Raw genomic sequence first — 25,357 nt, forward strand, 5'->3', positions numbered from 1 at the left:
GTGGCGACCACCGTTCCCAATGCCACGGCCGTCCGCCTGGACGGCGCATCGCTCACGCGCGAGCAGGTCGTCGCCGTCGCTCGCGGCGCGTCGGTCGTGCTCGATGCGACGCAGCTCCGCGCCGTGCAGCGCACGGCGGATTTCCTCGCCGAGCAGGTGCGGCGGCAGGAACCGCTCTACGGTGTCTCGACCGGCTTCGGCAGCAACGCCGACCGGCTGCTGGGCGCGCACCGCCTTCGCGGCGACGGCGATGCCGGCACCACGCTGCACGAGGAACTGCAGGAAAACCTGATCACCACGCATGCGGTGTGCATCGGCGAACCGTTCCCCGAGGACGTCGTGCGCGCGATGTTGGTCATCCGCATCAACACGCTGATGAAGGGCCACTCCGGCGTGCGTTCGAGCACGCTCGAGGCCTACGCCGCGATGCTCAACGCCGGCATCGTGCCGGTGGTGCCGAAGCTGGGCTCCGTGGGCGCGAGCGGCGACCTCGCCCCGCTGTCGCACCTCGCCATCGTGCTGCTGGGGCAGGGCGAAGCCTTCTTCCGCGGCGAGCGCCTGCCGGGCGGCGAAGCCTTGAAGCGTGCCGGGCTGGCGCCGATCCGCCTCTCGTACAAGGAGGGCCTGGCGCTGAACAACGGCACGGCGCAGATGCTCGCCACGGCCGTGCTTTGCGCCGAGCGCCTGGAGAAACTCGTCGAGCTCGCCGACCGCTGCGCAGCCATGACGATCGACGCATTCGCCGGTCGCCGTCGCGCCTTCGATGCGCACGTGCATGCATTGCGTCCGCATCCCGGGCAGGTGGCCAGTGCGGCGAACCTGCGGGCGCTACTCGAAGATTCGACGCTTGCCGACATCGCCTACCACCTCGTGCCACGGGCGAAGCCCTGGCTGCCGTCGAGCTGGCCGAACGCCTCGCTCGCCGCACTGAGCTTCGATATCGGCTGGGACTGGGTGCCGGCCGACCAGCGCCATGGGCGCGAACGCTTCTACCAGCGCTTCAAGCCCTTCCGCGGCGGCAAGAAGCACCAGCCGCAGGACAGCTACAGCCTGCGCTGCGCCCCGCAGGTGCATGGCGCGGTGCGCGACGCCTTGGCCCAGCTGCAGCGCGTCGTCGATGTCGAGCTCAACGCCGTCACCGACAATCCGCTGATCTTCCCGGACCTCGAAGGCGCGAAATACATCGAAGACCAGGTGGTCTCCGCCGGCCACTTCCACGGCATGCCGATCGCGCTGGCGATGAGTTACGTCAAGGCGGCGATCCCGGTGCTCGCCTCGATCTCCGAACGCCGGCTCAACAAGCTGGTCGACCCGGCCACCAACGACGGGCTGCCGGCCTTCCTCAGCGGCAACGAGGACGGCACCGATTCGGGCTACATGATCGTGCAGTACACCGCCGCGGCCATCGTCAACGACCTCGCCTCGCGCGCTCATCCGGCCACGGTGTATTCCATACCCACCAGCGCCAACGCCGAGGACCACGTCTCGATGGGCGCGAACGAGGGGCGCCATGTGCTCGACATGAGCGCAGACCTCGCAAAGGTGCTGGCACTGGAATTGATGACGGCCTCCCAAGCCCTCGACTTCCGCCGCGACATGATCGAAGCCTCGCGGCGACTGGCCCGCGAAGCCGACCTGGCGACGTTCGCGTCGAAGGTGGGCAACGCGCCGCCCGATCCGCATCCGCAACGGGCCCAGTTCCTCGCCGAGTGCGATGCGCTCCGTGCCGAACTCGCTTCGTCGCCGGGCTTCGCGCCGGGCCGCGTGGTTTCCGAACTGCACGCATCCTTCAGGGCCAAGGTGGCCTTCCTCGGGAAGGACCGCGCCCTCGACGGCGATGTCGCCGCCGCCGTGGACTTCGTCGAGGCCTTGCTGGGGCGCTGAATCAGCGCGCCAGCAGCTCCACCCTCGCGACCTGCCCGTTGCGGGCGTCGGTCAGGACATAGAGCGCGCCATCCGGGCCCTGCCGCACGTCGCGGATGCGCTCGTTCCATTCGTCGAGCAGCACTTCGGTATCAGCCACGCGCTCGCCGTCCAGCACCAGCCGCTGGAGGTGCGTCAGCGCCAGCGAGCCCACGAAGGCGTTGCCCTTCCACGCGGGGAAGCGCTCGGCGGTGTAGAACGCGAAGCCCGAGGCGCCGATCGACGGCGTCCACTGGTGCAGCGGCTGTTCCATGCCGGCCATCTCCTTCAGGCCGTCGCCGATGGTCGTGCCGTTGTAGTTGATGCCGTAGGTGATTACCGGCCAACCGTAGTTGCGGCCGGCGCGCGGCACGTTGATCTCGTCGCCGCCGCGCGGGCCGTGCTCGTGCGTCCAGACCAGGCCGGTCTGCGGGTGCAGGGCCATGCCCTGGATGTTGCGATGGCCATAGCTGAACACGCCCGGATGCGTGCCGGCCCGTGCGGCCAGCGGTAGCGCCGTCGCGGGCGTGCCATCGTCGTTGAGCTTGAACAGCTTGCCCTGGCCGCGGGTGAGGTCCTGGGCGCTGTCCTGCATGCCGCGATCGCCGCTGCTTACCCAGAGCTGGCCGCTGCGGTCGAACACCAGGCGCGAGCCGTAGTGGAAGCCGGTGTCGACTTTCGGCGACTGCCGGAAGATCACCTGCACGTCCGTCAGGGTCTCGCCTTCGAGGCGGCCGCGCGCCACCGAGGTGCCGGCGCCGCCGCTGCCCGGCTCCGAGAAGCTCAGATAGACCAGCCCGTTCTCGGCGAACTTCGGATGCAGCACGACATCCAGCAGGCCGCCTTGGCCGCGGGCCTGTACGCGCGGCACGCCGGAGATCGGACGCGACAGGGTGCCGTCGGCATTGACGATACGGAGGCGGCCCGGCCGCTCCGTCACCAGCATGCGGCCGTCGGGCAGGAAGGCGAGCCCCCAGGGGTGTTCGAGGCCTTCGGCCACGGTCGTCACCCGGACCGGGCCGTTCTCGCTCGCGAATTCGCGGGATTCCGCGGCGAGCGTCGTCGCGGCGGGAAGGGCCAAAGCAAGGGCAAGGAAAGCGGCGAGCGGGCGTCGGGACATGGTCGGCGTCGTCAGTGAAGGACGCGCGAGTGTCACGGCGACCGCATCAAGGGCGCGTCACTGCGTCACCCGGACCGACTTGGCGGGAACGCGCACTTCGCCGGACGGGGCCGCCGGGGGCAGGATCGCGGGGCGCTTGCCGCGCGGCGTGACCGTCGGCGGCTCGATGCGGAGCACGCGGCCGTTGCTGTCGTCGGTCAGGGCGTAGACATTGCCATCCGCGCCGACGCGCACATCGCGGATGCGCCAATTCAGGCCGGAAAGCAGCTGCTCCTGGACGACGACGCGATTGTTCGAGTCGAGGCGAAGCCGATGGATGCTGCGCGACACGAGCCCGCCCACCAGCACACTGCCCATCCACTCCGGCGATCGCGGGTGGTTGTAGAAGGCGAGGCCGCTGGTGCCGATCGAGGGCACCCAGTAATGCTGCGGTTGCTCGAGGCCGGCCGCACTGGTGCCCGTGGCCTCCGGAATCGGGCGGTCGTCGTAACCGATACCCCAGGTAATCGTGGGCCAGCCGTAATTGAGGCCGCGACCGACGCGGTTGAGTTCGTCGCCACCTTTCGGGCCGTGCTCGTTCATCCACAGCTGGCCGGTGACCGGATGGAAGGCCATGCCCTGCGGGCTGCGGTGGCCGGTGGACCAGATCTCGGGCAGCCAGGCGCTGTTGCCGACGAAGGGGTTGTCGGCCGGCACCGTGCCGTCGGTGCGGATGCGCACGATCTTGCCCTGGTGCTGGTTCTGGCGCTGGGCGGTGGCGTTGTTCTGGTTGTCGCCCGAGGTGACGTAAAGGAAGCCGTCGGGGCCGAACGCGAGGCGCGAACCGAAATGGCCCTGCGTGTTGAGCTTGGGCGTGGCGCGGAAGATCACGCTGCCGTTCACCAGGCCGGTGCTGCCGGCGTTCAATTCAGCCCTGTACACCGCGGTGCCTGCCGTGCCGTTCGTCCCCGGCTCGGCGAAGCTGAGGTAAACGCGGCGGTTGGTGGCGAACCCCGGATCGAGCGCGACGTCGAGCAGGCCGCCTTGCCCTTGGGCGAACACCGCCGGTAAGCCGGTGAGGGCGGTGGAGACGCCGCCCTGTGGCGTGACAACCCTCAGGCGCCCGGGACGTTCGGTGACAAGGAAATTGCCGTCGGGCAGGAAGGCGAGACCCCACGGGTTCTGCAGTCCGGTGGCGACCGTGGTGACGCGCACCGTGCCGAGCTGGCTGGCGGTGTTCTGCGTGTTGGCTTGTGCGGCAGCGGCTGCGGGCCACAGTGCGGCGGCGAGAACGGAAGCGAGGGTGACGGCAAGGGCGGCGCGGCGCATGGGGATGGCCTCCGGGGGAAGGAGCCCAGAGGCTAGCGCGCTCCCGCTTCGGCGGAGTTAACGCGGCGTTGTTGCGGCGCGACACGCCGATGCGGCGGAACGTCCGGCCACCACCCCGCTCGCGAAGCAGGCGGTGAGGAGGTAGCCACCGGTCGGGGCGTCCCAGTCCAGCATCTCGCCGCAGGCGAACCAACCGGTGAGCGCCTTCACGCCGAGGTGCGCGTCGACTGCCCCCATTGCGAGCCCGCCGGCGGTGCTGATGGCCTCGGCGATGGGGCGCGGTGCACCGAGGCGCAAGGGCAGGCGCTTGATGGCCTGCGCCAACCGCCCGGCGTCCGCGAGGTCGGCGGGCGGCAGCACTTCGCGCAGCAGGGCCGCTTTCGCGCCGTCGAGTTTCAGCCGGCGGCGCAAGACCTCGCTGAGCGAGCGGCCTTCGCGGGGCTTGGCGAGGGCATCGCGAACGCGCTCGATCGGGAGCCCGGGGGCGAGGTCCAGCCCGATGTCCACGTGCCCGTCCCGACGCAAGGCGGCCCGCAGGTCCGGGCCGATCGCATACAGGAGGCTGCCTTCGATGCCATGCGCCGAGAGCACGCATTCACCTTGCAACTGGCGCTCGCGTCCCCCGGCGTCACGCCAATGCGCGATGACCGGCTTCAACGGTGCGCCGGCGAACTTCGTGGCGATGAAGGGGCTCCAGGCCACGTCGAAGCCGCAGTTGGACGCCTCCAAGGGCACCGTGGGCACCGCACGCTCCGCCAACCACGGCAGCCACGCGCCGTCCGAACCGAGCTGCGGCCAGCTGCCCCCGCCGAGGGCGAGCACCACGGCTTGTGCGTCCAGCCGTCGTCGCCCATCCGGGCCTTCGAGCACGGCTCGGCCGTCGGCATCGAATCCCGCCCAACGTTGCCGCATGTGCAAGCGGACACCGTCCTGCTTCAGCCGGGCCACCCAGGCGCGGAGCAGCGGCGCGGCCTTCATGTCGTTGGGGAAGACTCGCCCCGAACTGCCGACGAAGGTCTCCACGCCGAGCTCGAGCGCCCAGGCACGGAGCTGTTCGCTATCAAAGGCGTCCAGCCAGTGTCCGACCTCGCCTGCGCCCCGGCTGTAACGCTGATCGAATCGGGGGCGCGGATCGCCATGGGTGAGGTTCAATCCCCCACGGCCGGCGATCAGGAATTTCCGGCCCACCGACGGCTTGGCTTCGAACAGGTCGACCTCGACGCCCGCACGGCGGGCCGCTTCCGCGGCCATGAGCCCCGCCGGCCCGCCGCCGATGATGGCGACGCCGGGGCAGACCCATGCCTCGGTGTTCGCGTCGCTCACGGAACCACTCTCAACGCGCTGGCTCGACGGCCAGCAACTCGACTTCGAAAATCAGGGGCTGGTGCGGCGGAATCACCTCGCCAGCGCCGCGGCTGCCGTAGCCGAGGTCGGCGGGAATCGCGAGCTCGCGCAGCTCGCCGACCTTCATGCCCATGACGCCCTCGTCCCAGCCGCGGATGACTACGCCACGCCCCAAGGGGAAGTCGAAGGCCTCGCCCCGAGGACGCGAGCTGTCGAACTCCGTGCCTTTCCGGCCGGCGACGCGCTCGTCGTACAGCCAGCCGGTGTAGTGCACGCGGACGGTGTCACCGCTGCGCGCCACGGCACCATCGCCTGCGCGCAGCACGGTGATCTCGAGATCGGCCGGGCTGCCACCGGCGGGAGGTCCCTCGGGAGCGTGGCAGCCGGCGAGCAGCGCGGCCGCGAGGGCCAGCGCCGCGAAGGGCAGGGAACGGATCACTGTTCGGTCAGGGTGATCGTGTAGTTGCCGTTCTGGTTGCCGTTCGTTCCGACGAAGATCTGGTACTGGCCCGGCGAGAACATGCCGCTGATCTCCGCGTCGAGATCGCCGTGGCTGTCGTCGTCGCACCAGGTGCGGTTCGGGCCGACCACCACCAGCGTGGAGTCGGTGGTGCTCTCGACGAAGATCTTCAGGTTCAGGGCGGAGGTCACGGTGAGGCGATGGTCGGGCGAGGTGTCGATCGTGCCCACGCAGGCCTTGCCGAAGCTGCGCGCATCGCGCGAGCCGCCGGTTTCGCCGCGGCTGCGCTGTGGGTCCGGGGTGAAGCCGGCACCGAGCGTGAAGTCACGGTAGGCCTCGATGCTGCCGTCGCCTCCCGGGCCCGGCCCCGTGCCACCGACGTTTTCGGTGAGGGTGAGCGTGTACTGGCCCGTCTGGCCAAGGTGGCCGACATACACCTCGTAGCGGCCGGGGCGCAGCACGGCGTTGATCTCGGCATCGAGTTCGCCGCGGCTGTCGTCGTCGCAGAACGTGCCCGAGGGACCGCGCATCACCAGCGTCGAGTCGGTGGTGCTGGTGGTGTAAAGCTTCAAGTTGACCGCGCTGGTGACCGTGATCACGTGGTCGGGCGTGGTGTCGACGCTGCCACTGCACTGGCCACCAAACGCCTGCGACGCATCGCGCGCGCCACCCGTGGTGCCGGTGCCCGTCTGCGGGTCGGGCGTGAATCCGGCGCCGATGCTGAAGTTGCGATAGTCCGAGGCCGTCGCGAGACCGGCAGCGAGAACGGCGCCGAGCGCGAGGGATTGCGTGGCGGCGCGGCGGAGGGCGAGGCGGTTCATGGCGGCTCCCGTGGTGGATGCCGGGAAGTCTGGCAACGAGAGGATCAATGTCAAGCTGTATCGGGCGCGATCGGCACGGCGATAATCCAAGGCCTCGCCGATGCCCGTTCCCGGCGACCGTCGAGCCCGCATGCCTTCGATCCTCAACATCGCCGCCTACCGGTTCGTGCCGATCGACGACACGGCATCCCTCCGCGGGCCGATCGCCGCGCGTGCGGACGCGGCGGGCCTCAAGGGCACCGTGCTGGTGGCGCCCGAGGGCATCAACCTGTTCCTCGCCGGCGAGCCTTCGGCGCTGCGCGGCTTCCTCGCGTGGCTCGAGGACGACGCCCGGTTCGCCGGCCTGGCCGCCAAGGAGAGCTGGAGCGAGGCCGTTCCTTTCGCAAGGCTCAAGGTGAAGCTCAAGCGCGAAATCATCGCGTTCCGTCGGGAAGGCGTGGACCCGATCGGTTCGCCTGCGCCCTTGGTTGACCCGCCCACGCTGAAGCGCTGGCTCGACGCGGGGCACGACGACGATGGCCGTCCGGTTGTCCTGCTCGACACGCGCAATCGCGAAGAAGTGGACTACGGCACCTTCGACGGTGCGCTCACCCTGCCGATCGACGACTTCGTGCAACTGCCGGAGGCCCTCGAGGCCGAACGCCATCGGCTCGCCGGTGCCACCGTGGTGAGCTTCTGCACGGGAGGCATCCGCTGCGAAAAGGCCGCGCCTCTGCTCCGGACGATGGGCTTCGGCGACGTGCGACAGCTCGAAGGCGGCATCCTCGGTTACTTCGAAGCCGTCGGCGGGGCGCATTGGCAGGGCGGCTGTTTCGTCTTCGACGACCGGGTGGCGCTCGCGCCGGACCTGTCGCCGATGGGCAAGGGCGGCGACCCCGCCTAGACTCCTCGCACCCCCCCACCAGGACTCCAAGGACCAAGGAATGTCGAACCGCCCCCACCATCGCCTGACCGCGCGTTTCCCAGTGGCCGCCGCCGCGGCCTTCGCCATGCTGCTTTCCCTTCCGGTCGCGGCCAGCCGCGTCGTCGAGCGGCCGGGCGTAGGCACGGTCCCCGCATTTGTTTGCATTGCCACAACGGTCACTGCGGAAGGCCACACCAAGCAAAGCCGCATCTCGCGCCGTTCCGGCAATGCCGTGACCGACCGTCATGCGCTCCGTTTCGTCAGGACGCTGACGTTCCGGCCGCCGTCCGGCACCAAGTGGGAAGCGCTCGGTATGGATGAGCGTGCGGCCCACGTCCTCGTCCGGATGCACCAGAACGGCCAGATGGCCTTCAAACTCTTCGAGCTCAACGAACCCCTCCCGGCGATCTGCGGCACGCCCTTCGAAAGCGTCGCCCGCGACCGCGAAATCAACGCCGCCTCCGAGTCCAGTCCATGACCGCCACGCCGCTGCTCATCACCTTCGGCCTCTACCTGCTGGTGATGGTGGGCATCGGCGTCTGGGCCTGGTGGCGCACCCGCAGTTTCGACGACTACATCCTCGGTGGCCGCTCGCTGGGCAGCGTGGTCACGGCACTGTCGGCCGGCGCCTCCGACATGAGCGGCTGGCTGCTGATGGGCCTGCCCGGTGCGCTCTACGTCGGCGGCGCGTCGGAAGCCTGGATCGCGATCGGCCTCGTCATCGGGGCTTGGGCGAACTGGAAGTACGTGGCCGGCCCGCTGCGCGTCTATACCGAGCGCACCAGGAACGCGCTCACGCTGCCGGACTACTTCACCCATCGCTTCGAGGACCACGCGAAGCTGCTGCGGGTGTTTTCGGCGACGGTCATCCTGGTCTTCTTCGCGATCTACTGCGCGAGCGGCATCGTCGCCGGCGCCCGGCTGTTCGAGAGCGTGTTCGGCCTCCCGTACGCCGAAGCGATCTGGTGGGGCGCCGCGGCCACCATCCTGTACACGCTGATCGGCGGATTCCTCGCGGTGAGCTGGACCGACACGGTGCAGGCCACGCTGATGATCTTCGCGCTGATCCTCGTGCCGGTGATGATGGTGCTGGGGAGCGGCGGGCTCGAGGCGAGCCTCACCCTCATCGAACAGACCGATCCGGCGAAAACCGACTGGTTCAACGGCGGCGCGCTTGGTCTGGTCGGCATCGTTTCCCTGCTGGCCTGGGGCCTCGGCTACGTGGGGCAGCCGCACATCCTCGCGCGATTCATGGCGGCCGATTCGCTGAAGACCATCCCGATGGCGCGCCGCATCGGCATGACGTGGATGGTTCTTTGCCTGGGCGGCGCGATGGCCGTGGGGTTCTTCGCCAACGCCTACTTCGCCGTGCATCCGGAGCATGTCGGCCCGGTCGCGGCGAACAGCGAGCGCGTCTTCATCCAGCTCTCGACGGTGCTGTTCAATCCGTGGGTGGCCGGCGTGCTGTTGTCGGCCATCCTCGCGGCGATCATGAGCACGCTGTCCTGCCAGCTGCTGGTATGCAGCAGCGCGCTCACCGAAGACTTCTACAAGGGCTTCGTGCGCCCGCAGGCCGGGCAGGGTGAACTGGTGTGGTTCGGCCGGGCGATGGTCGCCGCCGTCGCGCTGCTGGCGATCTGGATCGCCCGCGACCCCGACAGCAAGGTGCTCGGCCTGGTGGCTTACGCGTGGGCCGGATTCGGCGCCGCGTTCGGGCCGGTGGTGATCCTGTCGCTGTTCTGGGGCCGCATGACCCGCAATGGCGCGTTGGCGGGCATGGTCGCTGGTGCCACGACGGTGATCCTTTGGAAGGAACTCGTCGTCGCGGGGGGCCACAGCAGCCTGTATGAGATCGTTCCGGGCTTCATCGCCGCCACCATCGCCATCGTCGTGGTGAGTCGTTTCGGGGCGGGCCCCAGCGAGGCCATGCGCGAGCGCCATGACGGCGTGCGCGAGACGCTCCGGGCCGAAGGCTACTGAGGCTGAAGGCCATGGCGACGAACAAGACCCAGGCAACCGCGGCCAGCGTCGAGGCCTACTTCGACGAGCGCGCGTCGGAGGCTCAGCGGCCGGACTGCGAGGCGCTGGTCGCGATGCTGTCCCGCCTGACTGGCGAACTGGCGGTCCTGTGGGGTCCGAGCATCGTCGGGTTCGGCCGCTACCGTTACCGCTACGAGAGCGGTCGCGAAGGCGAGATGTGCCTGGCCGGCTTTGCCGTGCGCGGCAAGGACCTGGTCGTCTACGTCGATGTGGAAAGCGAGGCTCAGCAGGCGCGCCTCGCCTTGCTGGGGAAACACCGGATCGGCAAGTCCTGCCTGTACGTCAAGCGACTGGCCGATGTGGACGGGGCCGTGCTCGAAGCGTTGGTGGCGGCATCGATCGCCGAAACGCGGCGCCGCTACGGGTGAGCCGGTGGGCCGGGCGCGATGCACCGCGCCCGTGGCGGATCACTCGCCGCGCGGCTTGCCCTTGAAGCCCGGCTTGAAGTTGCCGCCCTTGAAGCCGCCGGGCTTGAAACCGGGCTTCTTCACGAACGGACGCGCCGCGCCTTCCAGCTCGCCGCTGTCGTCCTTCGACGGGTCGTAGGCCTTCAGCATCAGGGCCTGGCCTGCGACGCGCACCTTCTTCAGGTGGGCCATGATCTCCTTGGGCATGCCCTCCGGCAGATCGACGAGCGTGTCGTTGGTGCGGATGTTGATGCGGCCGATGTGCGCGGCTTCGAGGCCGGCCTCGTTGGCGATGGCGCCGACGATGTTGCCCGGCTTCACCTGATGGGCGTGGCCCACGGCGATCCAGTAGGTCGCGAAACCCGGCTCCGGCGCGCGCGGGGCGTCGAACTTGGCCGGACGCGGCTTCGGCGGGCCGTCCTCGCGCGGGGTGCGCATCTCGGGGCGCCAGCTCATCGGCTCGCCGCGCGGCTGGCGCGGCAGCTTGTCGAAGTCCACGCGCTCGCGGCGCTCCGGACGCTCGCCGCGCTCTTCCCGCTCCATGCGCGGCTCGCGGACGTTCGGATCGAGCAGCAAGGACGTATCGCCCTGCACCAGGCGGGCCAGCGCCGCGGCGATCTCGATGGCCGGCACGTTGTGCTCGGTCTCGTAGCGCTCGACGAGGGCGCGGAAGGGCTCGATGCCCTCCAGCTGGCGGGCCTGGGTGATGCGGTCGAGGAAACGGCTGATCCGCGAATCGTTGACGGCCTGCACCGAGGGCAGGGTCATCGGCTCGATCGGCTGGCGCGTGGCGCGCTCGATGGCCTTCAGCATGCCGCGCTCGCGCGGGCTGACGAACAGGATGGCCTCGCCGCTGCGCCCGGCGCGGCCGGTGCGGCCGATGCGGTGGACGTAGCTTTCCGTGTCGTAGGGGATGTCGTAGTTCAGGACGTGGCTGATGCGCTCCACATCGAGGCCGCGGGCCGCGACGTCGGTGGCCACCAGGATGTCGATCTTGCGGTCCTTGAGCTGCTGGATCGTGCGCTCGCGCTGCGCCTGCTGCACGTCGCCGTGGATGGCGGCGGCGGCCAGGCCGCGGGCGGCCAGCTTCTCGGCAAGCTCCTGCGTGGCCTGCTTGGTGCGCGCGAAGATGATCATCGCGTCGTAGGTCTCGGCCTCGAGGATGCGGGTGAGGGCATCGAGCTTGTGCAGGCCGCTGACCATCCACATGCGCTGGCGGATGTTGGTGGCCGTGGTGGTCTTGGCCTTGATGGCCACTTCCACCGGGTCCTTGAGGTAGGTCTGGGCGATGCGCTTGATCGGCGGCGGCATGGTCGCGGAGAACAGCGCGACCTGGCGTTCCGGCGGCGTCTTCTTGAGCACGGCCTCGACGTCGTCGATGAAGCCCATGCGCAGCATTTCGTCGGCTTCGTCGAGGACGAGGGCCTTCAGCTTCGACAGGTCCAGCGAACCGCGCTCAAGGTGGTCGATCACGCGGCCGGGCGTGCCGACGACAACGTGGACACCACGCCTGAGGGCACTCAGCTGCGGCCCATAGGCCTGGCCGCCGTAGATCGGCAGCACCTGGAAGCCGGGGATGAACGCGGCGTACTTCTGGAAGGCCTCGGCGACCTGGATCGCGAGTTCGCGGGTCGGGGCGAGCACCAGCACCTGCGGCGCGCCGGCGGCGCTGCTGCCGATGCGAGTGAGCAGGGGCAGGGCGAAGGCGGCGGTCTTGCCGGTGCCGGTCTGCGCCTGGCCGAGGACGTCGCGGCCATCCAGCAGCGGCGGGATGGTCGCGGCCTGGATGGGCGAGGGCGACTCGTAGCCCACGGCGGCGAGGGCCTTCATCAGGGCATCGGACAGGGCAAGGTCGGCAAAGCGCAGCGAGGGCGCTTCGTTGGAGGTTTCGGTATCGGCGCTCATGGCGGCCTCGAGAGTGCCGGCTGAAGCGCCCGGCGGGAAGGGCGCGGAGTTTACCCGACCTTCGAGCCCGCCACCCCAACGGGAGCCAACCGGCGGTTCAGCCGGGCGGGGAGGTTCTGCGGCCACCGCGTAAACTGCGACCCATGCCTCTGCTCACCTTGAATCGCCTCGACTACGGCGTCGGCGGCCCGCGCCTGCTCGACGGTGTCGACCTCGCCATCGAACCCGGCGAACGCATCGCCCTGATCGGCCGTAACGGCGCCGGGAAGTCCACGCTGCTGAAACTGATCGCGGGGGAGATCGTCCCCGACGACGGTGAGCGCCGCCTCGAAGGCGGGGTGCGCGTGGCCCGGCTCGAGCAGGAGGTGCCCGCGCATCTCGAGGGTTCGATCTACGACGTCGTCGCCGACGGCCTCGGCTCGGTGGGCCACGACATTGCCGAATTCCACCACCTCAGCCATGCCGACGAGATCGACATGGACGCGCTCGGCCGCGTTCAGGCCCGCATCGACGCCGCCGACGGTTGGCGGCTCGAGGCCAAGGTCGACGCCACCCTGACCAAGCTCGGCCTCGACGGCGAACTGCCGTTCTCCGCGCAATCGGGCGGCCTGAAGCGCCGCGTGCTCCTGGCCCGCGCCTTCGTGGCCGAACCCCAGATCCTCCTGCTCGACGAGCCCACCAACCACCTGGACATCGCGGCCATCGAGGCGCTGGAAGCCGCGCTGCTCGACTACAAGGGCACGATCGTCTTCGTCACCCACGATCGGCGCTTCCTCAAGGCGCTGGCCACCCGCATCGTCGAGATCGACCGCGGTTTGTTGTCGAGCTGGCCGGGCGACTGGGCGAACTACCTGCGCCGTCAGGAGGAGCGCGCCCATTCGGAAGCGCAGGAGAACGCCAAGTTCGACAAGCTGCTGGCGCAGGAGGAAGTCTGGATCCGGCAGGGCATCAAGGCCCGCCGCACCCGCGACGAGGGGCGCGTGCGCCGCCTCGAGGCGATGCGCAGCGAGCGCGCCGAGCGCCGCGACAAGACCGGCAACGTGAAGATGGCGCTGGCCGAAGGCCAGCAGAGCGGCCGCAAGGTCATCGAGACCCAAGGACTCACCTTCGGCCACGGCGAGCGGACGCTCGTCCGCGACCTCGACCTCACGGTGATGCGCGGCGACCGCATCGGCCTGATCGGTCCGAACGGCAGCGGCAAGACCACCCTGATCAAGCTGCTGCTGGGCGACCTGCAGGCGCAGGCCGGCGAAGTGAAGCAAGGCACCGGCCTGCAGGTGGCCTATTTCGACCAGTACCGCATGGCGCTGCGCGAAGACTGGAACGCGCTCGACAACGTGTCGCAGGGTGCGGAGTTCGTCGAGGTCGGTGGCCAGCGCAAGCACGTCATGGGCTACCTGCAGGACTTCCTGTTCACGCCGGAGCGTGCCCGCGCACCGATCCACAAACTCAGCGGCGGCGAGCGCAACCGCCTGCTGCTGGCGCGGCTCTTCGCGCAGCCCTCGAACCTGTTGGTGATGGACGAACCCACCAACGACCTCGACGTCGAGACGCTGGAACTGCTGGAGGAACTGCTCGGCGAGTACCCGGGCACCCTGCTGCTGGTCAGCCATGACCGCGACTTCATCGATTCGGTGGTGACGTCAACGCTGGTCATGGAAGGGAACGGCCGCGTCGGCGACTACGTGGGCGGCTACACCGATTGGCTGCGGCAGCGCCCGGCGGCGAGCGTGGTCGCGACCTCGGGGGCCGTGGCCAAGTCCGCACCGCCAGCGCCCGTAGCGCGCGCGGTGCCGGCGCCTGAACCGGCCAAGCCCGCTGCACCGAAGCGCAAGCTCGGCTTCAAGGAGCAGCGCGAACTCGAAGCCTTGCCGGGGCGCATCGACGCCCTCGAGAACGAGATGGCGTCGCTCACTGATGCCCTGACAGCGCCGGGATTCTATGCGAAAGATAGTGCGGCCCAAGCCGCGCACCATTCGCGGATGGCCGCCGCACAGGCGGAACTGGATGCCGCCTTCGCTCGCTGGAGCGAACTCGACGGCTGAGGCGCGGCCGGCCGCCGTCGCGGCGGTTAAGGCTCAGGCCACGCGCTCGAGCACGAGACCAATTGAACGGGGCGGTTCGCCGCGATTGCGCAGCGCGTCGCCGAGCGAGGCCTGTTCCGAATAGGCGTTCGCGGCGGCTTCGCGGCGGGCCAGCTCGGCCCGTGCGCGCTGCTCGATCCGGGCGCCCAGTTTGGCGATGGCCAGGTCGGCCCCCGAAGGTTCGGCTGGAGCGAGCGCGGCGGCTTGGATCCGCTCGCCTTTTTCGAGATTCGCCTCGGGGTCGTCGCTGGTTTCGCTGGTGTCGATCTCGACGCTGCCGCCCACGGCGTAGCGCTTGCCGTCCGGGCCGGTGATGTAGCTGTAGTTGGGGCCGGACTTCAGCAGGCCGCCGGCGGCCGCCATGTGGGCCTGTTCGTGCTGGCGCACTTCGCGGTCGCGGGCCTGGAGCTGCTGGATCGCTACCCGGGTGCGGGCGTCCTCGAGCGGGTTCCGCGGGCTGCCGGCGGTCACCGGGACGGCGGCACGAAGGGTCTGCGGCTGGGTCGATGCCGGCGCCAGGGCCACCGCCGGCAAAGGCGCAGCCACCGCCTCCGTCTTGGACGGGGCGGACGCGGGGGCCGAAGGAGCGATGGACGGGCCGATCAGCATGGGCAGTCCGGTGCGCGGAACCCCGGCACCCTACGCCCGCCGGAGCCCCCGTGTCGTGATGCGGCGCACGATCGGCCGGGGTCAGCCCCCGGCCATGCAGAAGGCGTTGAACTTGTTGCCGTCGAGGTCCCGGAAGTAGGCGGCGTAGAAGCCGCCGCCGCGGGGGCCGGGCGCCCCTTCGTCCGCGCCGCCGAGCGCCAGGGCCTTCGCGTGAACCGCGTCGACGTGGGCCGGGTCGCGGCAGGCCAGGGCCAGCATGCTGCCATTGCCGACCGTCGCCGGCTGGCCATCGAAGGGGTAGAGCACACCGAAGCCGGTGCCGCCGTCCTTGCCCTCCCAGGCCTTGAACTTGCCCGGCTCCTCCATGAACACCTTGGCGTCCATCAGTGCGAGCAGGGCATCGAAGAAAGCGACGGCGCGATGGATGTCGCGTGTGCCAATGGTGGCGTAGCCGATCATGGTGGCGCTCCTCGTTGGGTCGCCCCAGCCTAGCGACGATGCTTGCGGGCCACCACCGCGCGGCGCAGAGTCGGGGCATCTTCCGGGGAGAGCGACGATGGCGAAACGGGCGGCCCGCGCGGCGATGTGGATCGGATGGGCCCTCGTGGCGGCAGGCGCGGCCTCGGCCGCCGAAACGTCGAATCCGCGTCGATGGGTGATCACCGTCGACAACGGCACGGTGGCCGGTGAACAGACGCTCGCCTGCGACGCCGCCGGCGAATGCCGTGGGCGCTTCATCTTCAAGGACAACGGCCGCGGGCCGGAGCTCGACGAAGTGTTCCGGATCGCCGACGACGGCAGCTTGCTCAGCTACCGAGCCACGGGCTCGACGACCTTCGGTTCGAAGGTGGACGAGCGCTTCGACGTGCGGGGCCGGAAGGCGAGCTGGTCGAGCAGCACGGAGCAGGGCGAGAGCGACGCGCCGGGTGGACGCCTGTACGTGCCTTTCAGCCAAAGCGTGGCGCTCGCTGAATTGATGTTCCAGACCGCGGCGCGTCGAGGGAACACCCTCGACCTGCTGCCCTCTGGCCGGATGACCCAGCGGGAGATCACGCGCACCACGGTCGGCGAAGGGGCGAGCCGTCGCGAGGTCGCGCTGATCGCGCAGAGCGGCTTGGGCCTCACGCCCTCGTTCGGCTGGGTCACCACGGGCGACACCCCGACGTTCTTCGGATTCATCATCCCGGGCTACCTCGCCGCGCTGCCCGAGGGCTACCAAGCGGAGGAGAAGCGCCTCGGCGAACTCCAGCTGGCCGCGGAGGCCGAGATCCTCGCCGGACTGAACCAGCGGCTCGCGACGCCGATGCCCGGTCTCTCGGTCATCCGCAATGCCCGCGTGTTCGACAGCGAGGCTGCCAAACTCGGCGAGGAACTGAGCGACGTCTACATTCTTCGGGGTCGCATCGCCGCCGTGCTGCCCGCCGGCAGCGACAGCCGCGGCGCCGCGCGCACGCTCGATGCCGAGGGGCGCGTCCTCCTTCCCGGCCTGTTCGACATGCATGGCCACGTCGGTCGCTGGGAAGGTGGCCTCAACCTCGCGGCCGGCGTCACCACGGTGCGCGACATGGGCAACGACAACGCCACGGTGCAGCGCATCATCGACGAGACCGCGCGCGGCGAGGTGTTCGGCCCGCAGGTCGTACCGGCCGGTTTCCTCGAGGGCGAGAGCCCGTACTCGGCGCGGAACGGCTTCGTGGTGAGCACGCTGGAGGAAGCGAAGTCCGCCGTCGACTGGTACGCCGCCCGCGGCTATCCGCAGATCAAGGTCTACAACAGCTTCCCGCGCCAGCACCTGCGCGAAACCGTGGCTTACGCCCATTCCCGTGGCCTGCGGGTCAGCGGCCACGTGCCGGCCTTCCTGCGCGCGCGCACCGTGGTCGAGTACGGCTTCGACGAGCTGAACCACGTCAACCAGGTGCTGCTCAACTTCCTCGTCAACGACAAGACCGACACGCGCACGCTGGAGCGCTTCTACCTCCCGGCGGCGCGCACCGGCGAGATCGACTTCGACAGTGCGCCGGTCCAGGACTTCATCCGCCTGCTCGTCGAGCAGAAAACCGTCGTCGATCCGACCCTCGCCACCTTCGATTTCCTTCGGCAGAAAGACGGCACCCTTTCGCCGGCCTACGCCGCGGTGGCCGACCACTTCCCGCCGAGCGTGCAGCGCAGCTTCCGAAGCGGCGGCATGGAGATTCCGGACGACGCCACGCAACAACGCTACGAGAAGAGCTACCTGGCGATGATCGACTTCATCGGCCGCCTGCACCGGGCCGGCGTGCCGCTCGTGGCCGGCACCGACGCCATGGCCGGGTTCACCCTGCAGCGCGAGCTCGAGCTGTACACGATGGCTGGCATCCCCTCGAACGAAGTGCTGCAGATCGCCACGCGCAACGCCGCCCGCTACAGCGGACTCGCCAGCGAGCGTGGCCGCATCGCGAAAGGCTTCGTCGCCGACCTTGCCCTCGTCGACGGCGACCCGACCGCGGACATCACCGCACTCCGGCGTATGGTGACCGTGGTGACGCAGGGCAAGCACATCGAACCGACGTCCGTCTACCGAGAATTGGGCATCAAGCCCTTCGTTGATGCCAGTCCCCAATGGGTGGAAACCGGCCCCACGGCGGCTCCGGGAGCATCGGGCCGACGTTGAGACCGCGTACACTTCGAGCTTTCACTCAGTCGCCGGATCGACCGACCCCATGAGCGCCCCGAACGCCGCCCCCAACCCCGAACTTTCCGCCCTGGCCTCGGCTGCAGCGAACTCGGGACCTGACGGGGCGGCGCTGTCGCGCTTCGTCGAACGGTTCTACGCCCGCGTGCCACAGGAAGATCTCGTGCTGCGCCCCGCCGACGCCTGGTTGGCCGTGGCCCGGGACATGCTGGCCTTCGCCGCGGGTCGCGCCGCCGGCGCGCCGAAGCTCCGGATGCTGAATCCGGAGACCTCGCCGCAGGGCTTCGGCAGCTCGCCCACCGTGCTGCAGATCGCCAACGACGACATGCCCTTCCTCGTCGACTCGGTGAGCATGGCGCTGGCCGAGCGCGGCATCGGCATCCACCTGCTGGTGCATCCGGTGATCGACGGCGAATCGTTGATGCACATCGAGATCGACCGCCAGGCCACCGAGGACTTCGCCGGCATCCAGCAGGGCATCGAAGGTGCCCTCGCCGACGTGCGCGCCTGCGTGCAGGACTGGGCGGCGATGCGCGACATCATGGTGCGCGCCGCCGACGAGATGTCGACCCGCGCGCTGCCCGTCAATGACGTCATCCGCGCCGAATCGCAGGACTTCCTGCGCTGGGCTGCGGACAACCACTTCACCTTCCTCGGCTACCGCGAGTACCGGGTCTCGGGCGACGGCGCGGAGCGCACGCTGGCCGCGGTGGAAGGGAGCGGCCTCGGCCTGATGCGTCACGCGTCGGCGCAGCCGCCGCGCGCGGTGAGCGAATTCGTGGCGCCTCGCCAGGCAGGCGAACGCGACGTGCTGATCCTGACCAAGACCAATGCCCGCGCGACGGTCCACCGCCCCGGTTACATGGACTACATCGGCGTGCTGGTTTACGACGAGAACGGCGTGGCGGTCGCCGAACAGCGCTTCCTCGGCCTCTATACCTCGGGCGCCTACAACCGCCGCCCGTGGGAGATCCCGCTGGTGCGCCGCCGGCACGACCAGATCATGGAGCGCTCCGGCCTGTCCGCCGCGAGCCACAGCGGCAAGGCGCTCCGGCATATCCTCGACACGCTGCCGCGCGACGAACTGTTCCAGAGTTCGGCGGATGAGCTCTTCACCACGGTGATGGGCATCCTCGCGCTGCAGGAGCGGGTGCGCAGCCGCCTCTTCCTGCGCCGCGACCGCTACGGTCGTTTCTTCTCGGCGCTCGTGTACATCCCGCGCGACCGCTTCAGCGGCGAAGTGCGCAATCGCATCGAAACGCTGCTGCGCGACGCGCTGCAGGGCGAGCGCATCGATTCGGGCATCAGCATCGGCGAGTCGCCGCTGGCGCAGATGTACCTCGTCATCCGGCCAAAGGCGGGCGCCACCGTCGCCGCCGACGCGACGGCGCTGGAGCAACGCATCGCCGCCATCGTCCGCAATTGGCAGGACGGGCTTCGCGATGCGCTGGTGCGCGCGAAGGGCGAGAGCGATGGCTTGCGTTTGGCCCGCCGCTTCGCCAAGGGCCTGCCGCCGGGCTACATCGACGCGGTCACGCCCGAGATGGCGGCGCAGGACCTCGTTCGCACCGATCAGCTCGCTTCCGAGAAAGACCTCGCGCTCTCGCTGTACCAGAACGAGGAAGGCCTTCGCTTCAAGGCCATGCGCCTCGACCGAGTGATCGCGCTCTCGGACGCGCTGCCGATGCTGGAAAACCTCGGCTTGCGCATCCTGTCCGAACACCCCTTCGAACTCGAAGCCGACGGTCGCCTCGTGGCGATCCAGGACTTCGTGGTGCAGGCCCAGCGCCCGCTCGGCAACCTCGCCGCGGCACGTGCCGATTTCGAGGAAGCCTTCGCCCGCATCTGGTCGGGTGATGCAGAGAACGACGGCTTCAACAAGCTCGTGCTCGCCGCCGGCTTGACGTGGCGCCAGGTGGCGATGCTGCGCGGCTACGCCAAGTACCTGCTGCAGACCGGCGTGCCGTTCTCGCAGACCTACATGGAAGAGACGCTGGTGCGCTACCCGCTGGTGGCTCGCCTTCTGGCGGAGCTCTTCGAGGCGCGCTTCAACCCTGCACGCGGCGACGCCGATGCCGCCCGCAGCGCCGCGGCGCGCGATTCGCTCGGCCGCGTGCTGGCCGGGCTCGCCGAGGCCGACCGCACCGCGCTCACTGCCGCCGTCGACGCCGCAGCACAGGCCACGGGACTGGAACGCAATGCCGCGATGGCGGGCATCGAAGAAGCGATGGGGGCCGTGCTGGAGAAGGTTTCGAGCCTCGACGAAGACCGCATCCTGCGCAGCTTGAAGGCGGTCATCCAGGCCACGCTGCGCACGAGCTTCCACCAGACCAAGGGTCGCGACTACATCAGCTTCAAGTTCGACCCGTCCAAGGTGCCGGACCTGCCGAAGCCCAAGCCCTACCGCGAGATCTTCGTCTATTCGCCGTGGGTCGAAGGCGTGCACTTGCGCTTCGGGCCCGTGGCGCGCGGCGGCCTGCGCTGGTCGGACCGCCGCGAGGACTTCCGCACGGAAGTGCTCGGCCTCGTCAAGGCGCAGATGGTGAAGAACACGGTCATCGTGCCGGTCGGCTCGAAGGGCGGCTTCTTCCCGAAGCGCCTGCCGTCGAGCGCCGATCGCGACGCGTGGATGGCCGAGGGCATCGCCAGCTACAAGCGCTTCATCAACGGCCTGCTGGACATCACCGACAACATCGTCGAAGGCAAGATCGTCCCGCCGCTCGACGTCGTTCGCCATGACGCGGACGATCCGTACCTCGTCGTCGCCGCCGACAAGGGCACGGCCACGTTCTCCGACATCGCCAACGGCATCAGCGCCGAGCACGGCTTCTGGCTGGGCGATGCCTTCGCCTCGGGCGGCTCGGTCGGCTACGACCACAAGGGCATGGGCATCACCGCTCGCGGTGGTTGGGAGTCGGTGAAGCGCCACTTCCGCGCCATGGGGCGCGATTCGCAGACGCAGGACTTCACCTGCGTGGGCGTGGGCGACATGTCGGGCGACGTGTTCGGCAACGGCATGCTGCTGTCGAAGCAAATCCGCCTGCTCGCGGCCTTCGACCACCGCCACATCTTCCTCGACCCGAACCCGGATTCGGCGAAGTCCTTCATCGAGCGCGACCGCCTGTTCAAGCTGCCGCGTTCGAGCTGGGACGACTACGACAAGGCGCTGATCTCGGCCGGTGGTGGTATCTATCCGCGTTCGGCGAAGCACATTCCGGTCAGCCCGGAAGTTCGCGAGGCGCTCGGCATCGAGGGCGACGCCGAGCAGGTGACGCCCGCCCAACTGATGAACGCCATCCTCAAGGCGCCGGTGGACCTGCTGTGGAACGGCGGCATCGGCACCTACGTCAAGGCCAGCACTGAGACGCACGCCGACGCCGGCGACCGCGCCAACAACGGTCTGCGCGTCGACGGCCGCGAGCTGCGCTGCAAGGTGGTGGGCGAGGGCGGCAACCTCGGCATGACGCAGAAGGGCCGCATCGAAGCCTGCCTCGCCGCCGGTGTGCTGCTCAACACCGACTTCATCGACAACTCGGCCGGCGTCGACACCTCGGACCACGAGGTCAACATCAAGATCCTGCTGGGTGGGGTGATGGCGCGCGGTGGCCTGACGCTCGAGCAGCGCAACACGCTGCTGGCGCAGATGACCGACGAGGTCGGCGAGCTGGTGCTGAACGACAACTACCGGCAGAACCAGGCCATCAGCCTGATGGAGCGGATGAGCATTCCGCGCCTCGGCAGCTTCCAGCACCTGATCCGCACGCTGGAATCGCAGGGCCTGCTCGACCGCGCCATCGAGTTCCTGCCGTCCGACGCCGAATTCAGCGACCGCCGTTCGCGCGGGCTCGGCCTGACGCGACCCGAACTGTCGATCCTGCTCAGCTACGACAAGATCGTGATCTTCAACCAGCTGCTCGACAGCGACGTCCCGGAAGATCCCTACCTGTCGCGTGAGCTGCAGCGCTATTTCCCGAAGGCGCTGCAGGAGCGCTACGCGGCCGACATGGAAGGCCACCGCCTGCGCCGCGAGATCATCGCCACGGCGGTGACCAACTCGATGGTGAACCGCATGGGTTCCACCTTCGTGCTGCGCATGCAGGAAGACACCGGTGAACAGCCGGCGCAGATCGCCAAGGCCTACACGATTGCCCGCGAGATCCTCGACGCGCGCCAGTGGTGGTCGGCGATCGACGCCGCGGACCTCAAGGTGCCGGAATCCGCGCAGATCGACGCGCTGATGGCGGTCTGGAACCTGCTGCGCCAGTACACCCGCTGGATGCTCAACCTGCCGGGCGAGCACTTGGTCATCGCTTCGATGGTCGAGCGCTATGCAGCCAGCCTCAACGAACTGCGTGCCGTGCTGCCGAAGGCGCTCCCCGGCGAAGCCAAGGCGCAGTACGAGGCCAGTATCGAGGCTTGGACGCGCAAGGGCTTCTCGCCGGCGCTGGCGGCCGACTTCGCGGCCCTGCCTTTCCTCGCCTACGGGCTTGACGTCGCGCAGATCGCCCTGCAGCGCAAGCTGCCGGTGGCCGACGTGGCGCGCGTCTACTTCTCGCTCTCGGACGCGCTGCACACCAAATGGCTGATGGACCAGGTCGAACTGCTGCCGGTCGAGGGCCGTTGGCACGCCCAGGCCCGCGGCGCGCTGCGTGACGAGCTGCAGCAGCAGCAGAGCACGCTGGTCGGCCAGGTGCTCGCCGGCACGCCGGCCGGAAAGGGCGCCGCCAATGCCGTGGGTGCGTGGCTCTCGCGCGAGGATTCGACCCTGCGCTACACGCTGGCCATGTTCGCCGACATGCGCAACCTGCGCGGTATGGACTACGCGACGTTGCTGGTCGCCGTGCGTCGCCTCGGCCAGATCGCCGCGGCCGGCGGGCGCGTCGGCTGACCGGGCGGGCAGGGATGGCCTTCTCACGGATCGCCTTCCTGGCGAGCCCCACGGCGGAAGCCGAGGCGGCCCGCCAGGCGCTTGAGGCCGCGCACGGCCCCTGCACCCCGGCCGACGCCGAGGTGATCGTGGCGCTCGGTGGCGATGGCTTCATGCTGCAAACCCTGCACCGGCACGGCGGGTTGGGCATCCCGGTCTACGGGATGAAGCTCGGCACGGTCGGGTTCCTGATGAACCAGTACCGTGCCGACGGGCTGCTGGAGCGCCTCGCTTTCGCGCGCCACAACGTGCTCCGGCCTCTTGAAATGGAGGCCGTCACCGAAGGCGGGCAGACGATCACCTCGCTCGCCTACAACGAAGTCTCGCTGCTGCGGCAGACGCGCCAGACGGCGCACCTTCGCATCGCGGTGAATGGCCAGCGCAAGCTCGACGAACTGGTGTGCGACGGCATGCTGGTGGCAACGCCGGCCGGCTCCACGGCCTACAACTACTCCGCGCACGGCCCCATCCTGCCGCTCGGCTCGGAGGTGATCGCCATGACGCCGATCGCCGCGTTCCGCCCACGCCGTTGGCGCGGTGCGTTGCTGCGATCCGACGCCGAGATCGGGATCGAGGTGCTGGACGCGCTGAAGCGCCCGGTCAGCGCCACCGCCGATTCGCATGAGGTCCGCAACGTGGTCGAAGTGCGGATCCGCGAATCGCGCACGCACACCGTGAACCTGCTGTTCGACCCCGAGCACGACCTCGCGGACCGCATCCTCAACGAGCAGTTCGAGAGCTGATGCGTCCTCTGGTCGTCGCCATCACCGCGCGGGCGCTGTTCGACCTCGAGGACGGCCATGCGCTGTTTGAACGCGAGGGCCTCAAGGCCTATGCGGCCTACCAGCGCGAGCGTGAGGACCAACCGCTACAGCCGGGCATCGCCTTCCCGCTGGTGCGAAAGCTGCTGGCGCTGAACGCGCTGCTGCCAGCCGGCGTGCCGCCGGTCGAAGTGATCCTTCTGTCGCGAAATTCCGCCGACACCGGCCTGCGCATCTTCAACGCCATCGAGTATTACGGTCTCGGGATCGTGCGCGCGGTGTTCACCAGCGGCGCCGACACGCACCCCTACATCCAGCCGTTCGGCGCACAGCTGTTCCTCAGCGCGAACCCCGCCAGCGTGCGCAGCGCGCTGGAACATGGCGTGGCTGCGGCGACCATCCTGCCGACCGGCCTCCCGCCGGTGGACCGCCATCCGCAGTTGCGCATCGCCTTCGACGGCGACGCCGTGATCTTCGGCGACGAGAGCGAACGCGTCTCGCAGGAGGAGGGGCTGCAGGCCTTCCACGACCATGAGACCGAACGCGCGCTGGAGCCGCTTTCCGGCGGCCCGTTCCGTGGGTTTCTTTCGGCGCTGCATACCTTGCAACAGGCCCTGCCGGCCGCCGATCCACCGATCCGCATCGCCCTGGTCACCGCGCGTTCGGCACCGGCGCACAAGCGAGTGATCCTCACGCTGCGCGAGTGGGGCATCCGCCTCGACGAGGCCTTGTTCCTCGGGGGACGCCCGAAAGGGCCATTCCTCGACACCTTCGGTGCCGATATCTTCTTTGACGATTCGATGCACAACATCGAAAGCGCGATGCAGCACGTGGCCACCGGCCACGTGCCTCACGGGGTCTCGAACGAGTAACGCCCCACGCGTCAGGGGGCCGCCGGCTTCGCTGCGTTGGGCCGTGGCTCCGTGCGCCGGAGCAAGTGCAATCCGAGGCCGGCCGCCGTGAGTGCCGCGCCCCCCAGGAAGGCCGCGACGCCACCCTGCCATTCCCACAGCACCGCCGCGAGCAGCGCGCCGACCACGCCACCGAGTCCGGACGAAAAGCCATACAGCAGACCTTGGCCCGCGCTCGCTTCGTGGCCGGGGAACAGCGCCGCCATGCGCTGCATCAGGCAGGCATGGAAGAGCGCGAAACCGAGGGCATGCGTCAGTTGCGCCGCGACCATCAGGGCCATCGATGCCGGGAACAGCGCGACCACGATCCAGCGGGCGACGGTGAGCCCGAGGCACAGCGCCATCAATGCATGGACACCGTGGCGGCGGATCAGGCCCGGGGCCCACCAGAACAGCACGATCTCAGCGAACACCCCGACCATCCAGAGCAGGCCGACCGCGAGACCGTCATGGCCGTTGGCCCGCAGGTGCAGGGTATAGAACACATAGAACGCACCGAAGCCGGCTTGAACCAGCAAGGCGAGCAGCAGCAGAGGCCGCGTGCCGGGACGGTTCCACAACTCGCGCATGGCGACGCGAACGGTCCCCGTTGCAGCGCCCGATCGTGCTTCATTCCGGAAGGGCCAGGCCGCCCAGACCATCAACGCGAACCAAGGCAACGTGGCCCACACGAACCAGGCTTCGCCCCAGGCATCGAGCAAGGCGCCGTAGCTCCCGGCAACAACAAGGAAGCCGACCGATCCCCACACGCGCAGTCGGCCATAGCCCTCGGTCTCGCCGGCGATGGCCCCGAGGGTCATGGCCTCGAACTGCGGCATCACTGCGTTGTAGAACGCGCCGAAAAACAGCATGGCAGCGAACAAGCCGGTGACGCTGGACACCGCGCCGAACGACGCGAAGCCCAGGCTGGCCAGCACGCAACCAGCCAAAAGCCAAAGGCCCGGCCGCGCGCTCTGCGCCACCATCCGCGACCACAGCGGGGGTGCCACGATGCGCGACGCGTACCACAGGCCCAGCATGCCGCCCGCTACGAGACCGCTGAAGCCGAGGTGGTCGACGAACCGCGCCACATAGGGCGTGTACGCGCCGAGAGCCGCGTAGAAACAGAAGTAGAAGACAGCGTAGCGACGGAGCGGGGAGGGCATGGGCGGCGGGAGGACGACGGCCCGAGGATGATCGCACC

Annotated in this window: 19 protein-coding genes; 10 read left to right on the forward strand and 9 right to left on the reverse strand. The window is 69.2% G+C overall.

Annotated features, from left to right (window positions below; all coding sequences use genetic code 11):
- Positions 1-1,884 (forward strand): histidine ammonia-lyase, encoded by a 1,884-nt coding sequence (hutH, locus tag ACIQ6S_RS05970; protein WP_397607556.1) that lies wholly within the window; start codon positions 1-3, stop codon positions 1,882-1,884.
- A 1-nt stretch (position 1,885) separates the two neighbouring features.
- Here the strand turns inward: hutH and ACIQ6S_RS05975 are convergent, their stop codons facing one another.
- The 5 genes from ACIQ6S_RS05975 to ACIQ6S_RS05995 are packed head-to-tail and all read right to left on the reverse strand — an operon-like array spanning position 1,886 to position 6,955.
- A complete protein-coding gene (locus ACIQ6S_RS05975) occupies positions 1,886-3,022 on the reverse strand; it encodes a PQQ-dependent sugar dehydrogenase (RefSeq protein WP_397607557.1) in 1,137 nt (378 codons plus the stop codon).
- A gap of 57 nt (positions 3,023-3,079) precedes the next feature.
- Positions 3,080-4,330 (reverse strand): PQQ-dependent sugar dehydrogenase, encoded by a 1,251-nt coding sequence (locus tag ACIQ6S_RS05980; protein ID WP_397607558.1) that lies wholly within the window; start codon positions 4,328-4,330, stop codon positions 3,080-3,082.
- A gap of 57 nt (positions 4,331-4,387) precedes the next feature.
- Positions 4,388-5,653, reverse strand: a complete 1,266-nt coding sequence (locus tag ACIQ6S_RS05985) for a TIGR03862 family flavoprotein (protein WP_397607559.1) — start codon at positions 5,651-5,653, stop codon at positions 4,388-4,390.
- 10 nt (positions 5,654-5,663) lie between these two features.
- Complete coding sequence (locus ACIQ6S_RS05990; protein WP_397607641.1) at positions 5,664-6,101, reverse strand: FKBP-type peptidyl-prolyl cis-trans isomerase; 438 nt, start codon at positions 6,099-6,101, stop codon at positions 5,664-5,666.
- A gap of 8 nt (positions 6,102-6,109) precedes the next feature.
- On the reverse strand, positions 6,110-6,955 hold the full coding sequence (locus ACIQ6S_RS05995; RefSeq protein ID WP_397607560.1) for a hypothetical protein: 846 nt from the start codon (positions 6,953-6,955) through the stop codon (positions 6,110-6,112).
- Positions 6,956-7,085: 130 nt separating this feature from the next.
- Here ACIQ6S_RS05995 and ACIQ6S_RS06000 point away from each other — a divergent pair, with 130 nt between their 5' ends.
- From ACIQ6S_RS06000 to ACIQ6S_RS06015, 4 genes are all read left to right on the forward strand, one after another.
- Entirely contained in the window at positions 7,086-7,838 is a 753-nt protein-coding gene (locus tag ACIQ6S_RS06000; RefSeq protein WP_397607561.1) for a sulfurtransferase, read from the forward strand.
- A gap of 82 nt (positions 7,839-7,920) precedes the next feature.
- Positions 7,921-8,337 (forward strand): energy transducer TonB, encoded by a 417-nt coding sequence (locus tag ACIQ6S_RS06005; RefSeq protein WP_397607562.1) that lies wholly within the window; start codon positions 7,921-7,923, stop codon positions 8,335-8,337.
- On the forward strand, positions 8,334-9,839 hold the full coding sequence (putP, locus tag ACIQ6S_RS06010) for a sodium/proline symporter PutP (RefSeq protein ID WP_397607563.1): 1,506 nt from the start codon (positions 8,334-8,336) through the stop codon (positions 9,837-9,839). The genes ACIQ6S_RS06005 and putP overlap by 4 nt, the downstream gene beginning before the upstream one ends.
- An 11-nt stretch (positions 9,840-9,850) precedes the next feature.
- Positions 9,851-10,267 (forward strand): DUF1801 domain-containing protein, encoded by a 417-nt coding sequence (locus ACIQ6S_RS06015; RefSeq protein WP_397607564.1) that lies wholly within the window; start codon positions 9,851-9,853, stop codon positions 10,265-10,267.
- Positions 10,268-10,306: 39 nt separating this feature from the next.
- Here the strand turns inward: ACIQ6S_RS06015 and ACIQ6S_RS06020 are convergent, their stop codons facing one another.
- Positions 10,307-12,211 carry a DEAD/DEAH box helicase gene (locus ACIQ6S_RS06020; protein ID WP_397607565.1) on the reverse strand — a complete coding sequence of 635 codons (1,905 nt, stop codon included), beginning with the start codon at positions 12,209-12,211 and terminating at the stop codon, positions 10,307-10,309.
- A 143-nt stretch (positions 12,212-12,354) separates the two neighbouring features.
- Between ACIQ6S_RS06020 and abc-f the strand changes: the two genes are divergently transcribed.
- Positions 12,355-14,256, forward strand: a complete 1,902-nt coding sequence (gene abc-f, locus ACIQ6S_RS06025; protein ID WP_397607566.1) for a ribosomal protection-like ABC-F family protein — start codon at positions 12,355-12,357, stop codon at positions 14,254-14,256.
- Between the two features lie 33 nt (positions 14,257-14,289).
- On the opposite strand, the gene ACIQ6S_RS06030 is transcribed toward abc-f, so the two are convergent.
- Together ACIQ6S_RS06030 and ACIQ6S_RS06035 are read right to left on the reverse strand one after the other, a co-directional pair.
- Positions 14,290-14,904 carry a putative metalloprotease CJM1_0395 family protein gene (locus ACIQ6S_RS06030; protein WP_397607567.1) on the reverse strand — a complete coding sequence of 205 codons (615 nt, stop codon included), beginning with the start codon at positions 14,902-14,904 and terminating at the stop codon, positions 14,290-14,292.
- An 81-nt stretch (positions 14,905-14,985) separates the two neighbouring features.
- On the reverse strand, positions 14,986-15,363 hold the full coding sequence (locus ACIQ6S_RS06035) for a VOC family protein (RefSeq protein ID WP_397607568.1): 378 nt from the start codon (positions 15,361-15,363) through the stop codon (positions 14,986-14,988).
- 97 nt (positions 15,364-15,460) lie between these two features.
- Between ACIQ6S_RS06035 and ACIQ6S_RS06040 the strand changes: the two genes are divergently transcribed.
- The 4 genes from ACIQ6S_RS06040 to ACIQ6S_RS06055 are packed head-to-tail and all read left to right on the forward strand — an operon-like array spanning position 15,461 to position 24,135.
- Positions 15,461-17,554, forward strand: coding sequence for an amidohydrolase family protein (locus ACIQ6S_RS06040; protein WP_397607569.1), 2,094 nt, complete (start codon positions 15,461-15,463; stop codon positions 17,552-17,554).
- Positions 17,555-17,603: 49 nt separating this feature from the next.
- On the forward strand, positions 17,604-22,463 hold the full coding sequence (locus tag ACIQ6S_RS06045; RefSeq protein WP_397607570.1) for an NAD-glutamate dehydrogenase: 4,860 nt from the start codon (positions 17,604-17,606) through the stop codon (positions 22,461-22,463).
- A 14-nt stretch (positions 22,464-22,477) separates the two neighbouring features.
- Positions 22,478-23,245, forward strand: coding sequence for an NAD kinase (locus ACIQ6S_RS06050; protein WP_397607571.1), 768 nt, complete (start codon positions 22,478-22,480; stop codon positions 23,243-23,245).
- Positions 23,245-24,135 (forward strand): 5'-nucleotidase, encoded by an 891-nt coding sequence (locus ACIQ6S_RS06055; protein WP_397607572.1) that lies wholly within the window; start codon positions 23,245-23,247, stop codon positions 24,133-24,135. Before ACIQ6S_RS06050 ends, ACIQ6S_RS06055 begins: the two co-directional genes overlap by 1 nt.
- An 11-nt stretch (positions 24,136-24,146) precedes the next feature.
- Here the strand turns inward: ACIQ6S_RS06055 and ACIQ6S_RS06060 are convergent, their stop codons facing one another.
- The gene (locus ACIQ6S_RS06060; protein WP_397607573.1) at positions 24,147-25,319 is read right to left on the reverse strand and encodes an MFS transporter; all 1,173 of its coding nucleotides are present in this window, start codon (positions 25,317-25,319) and stop codon (positions 24,147-24,149) included.
- Positions 25,320-25,357: the final 38 nt, after the last annotated feature.

The sequence above is a fragment of the Silanimonas sp. genome, from assembly GCF_044377035.1.
Taxonomy (GTDB): Bacteria; Pseudomonadota; Gammaproteobacteria; order Xanthomonadales; family Xanthomonadaceae; genus Silanimonas.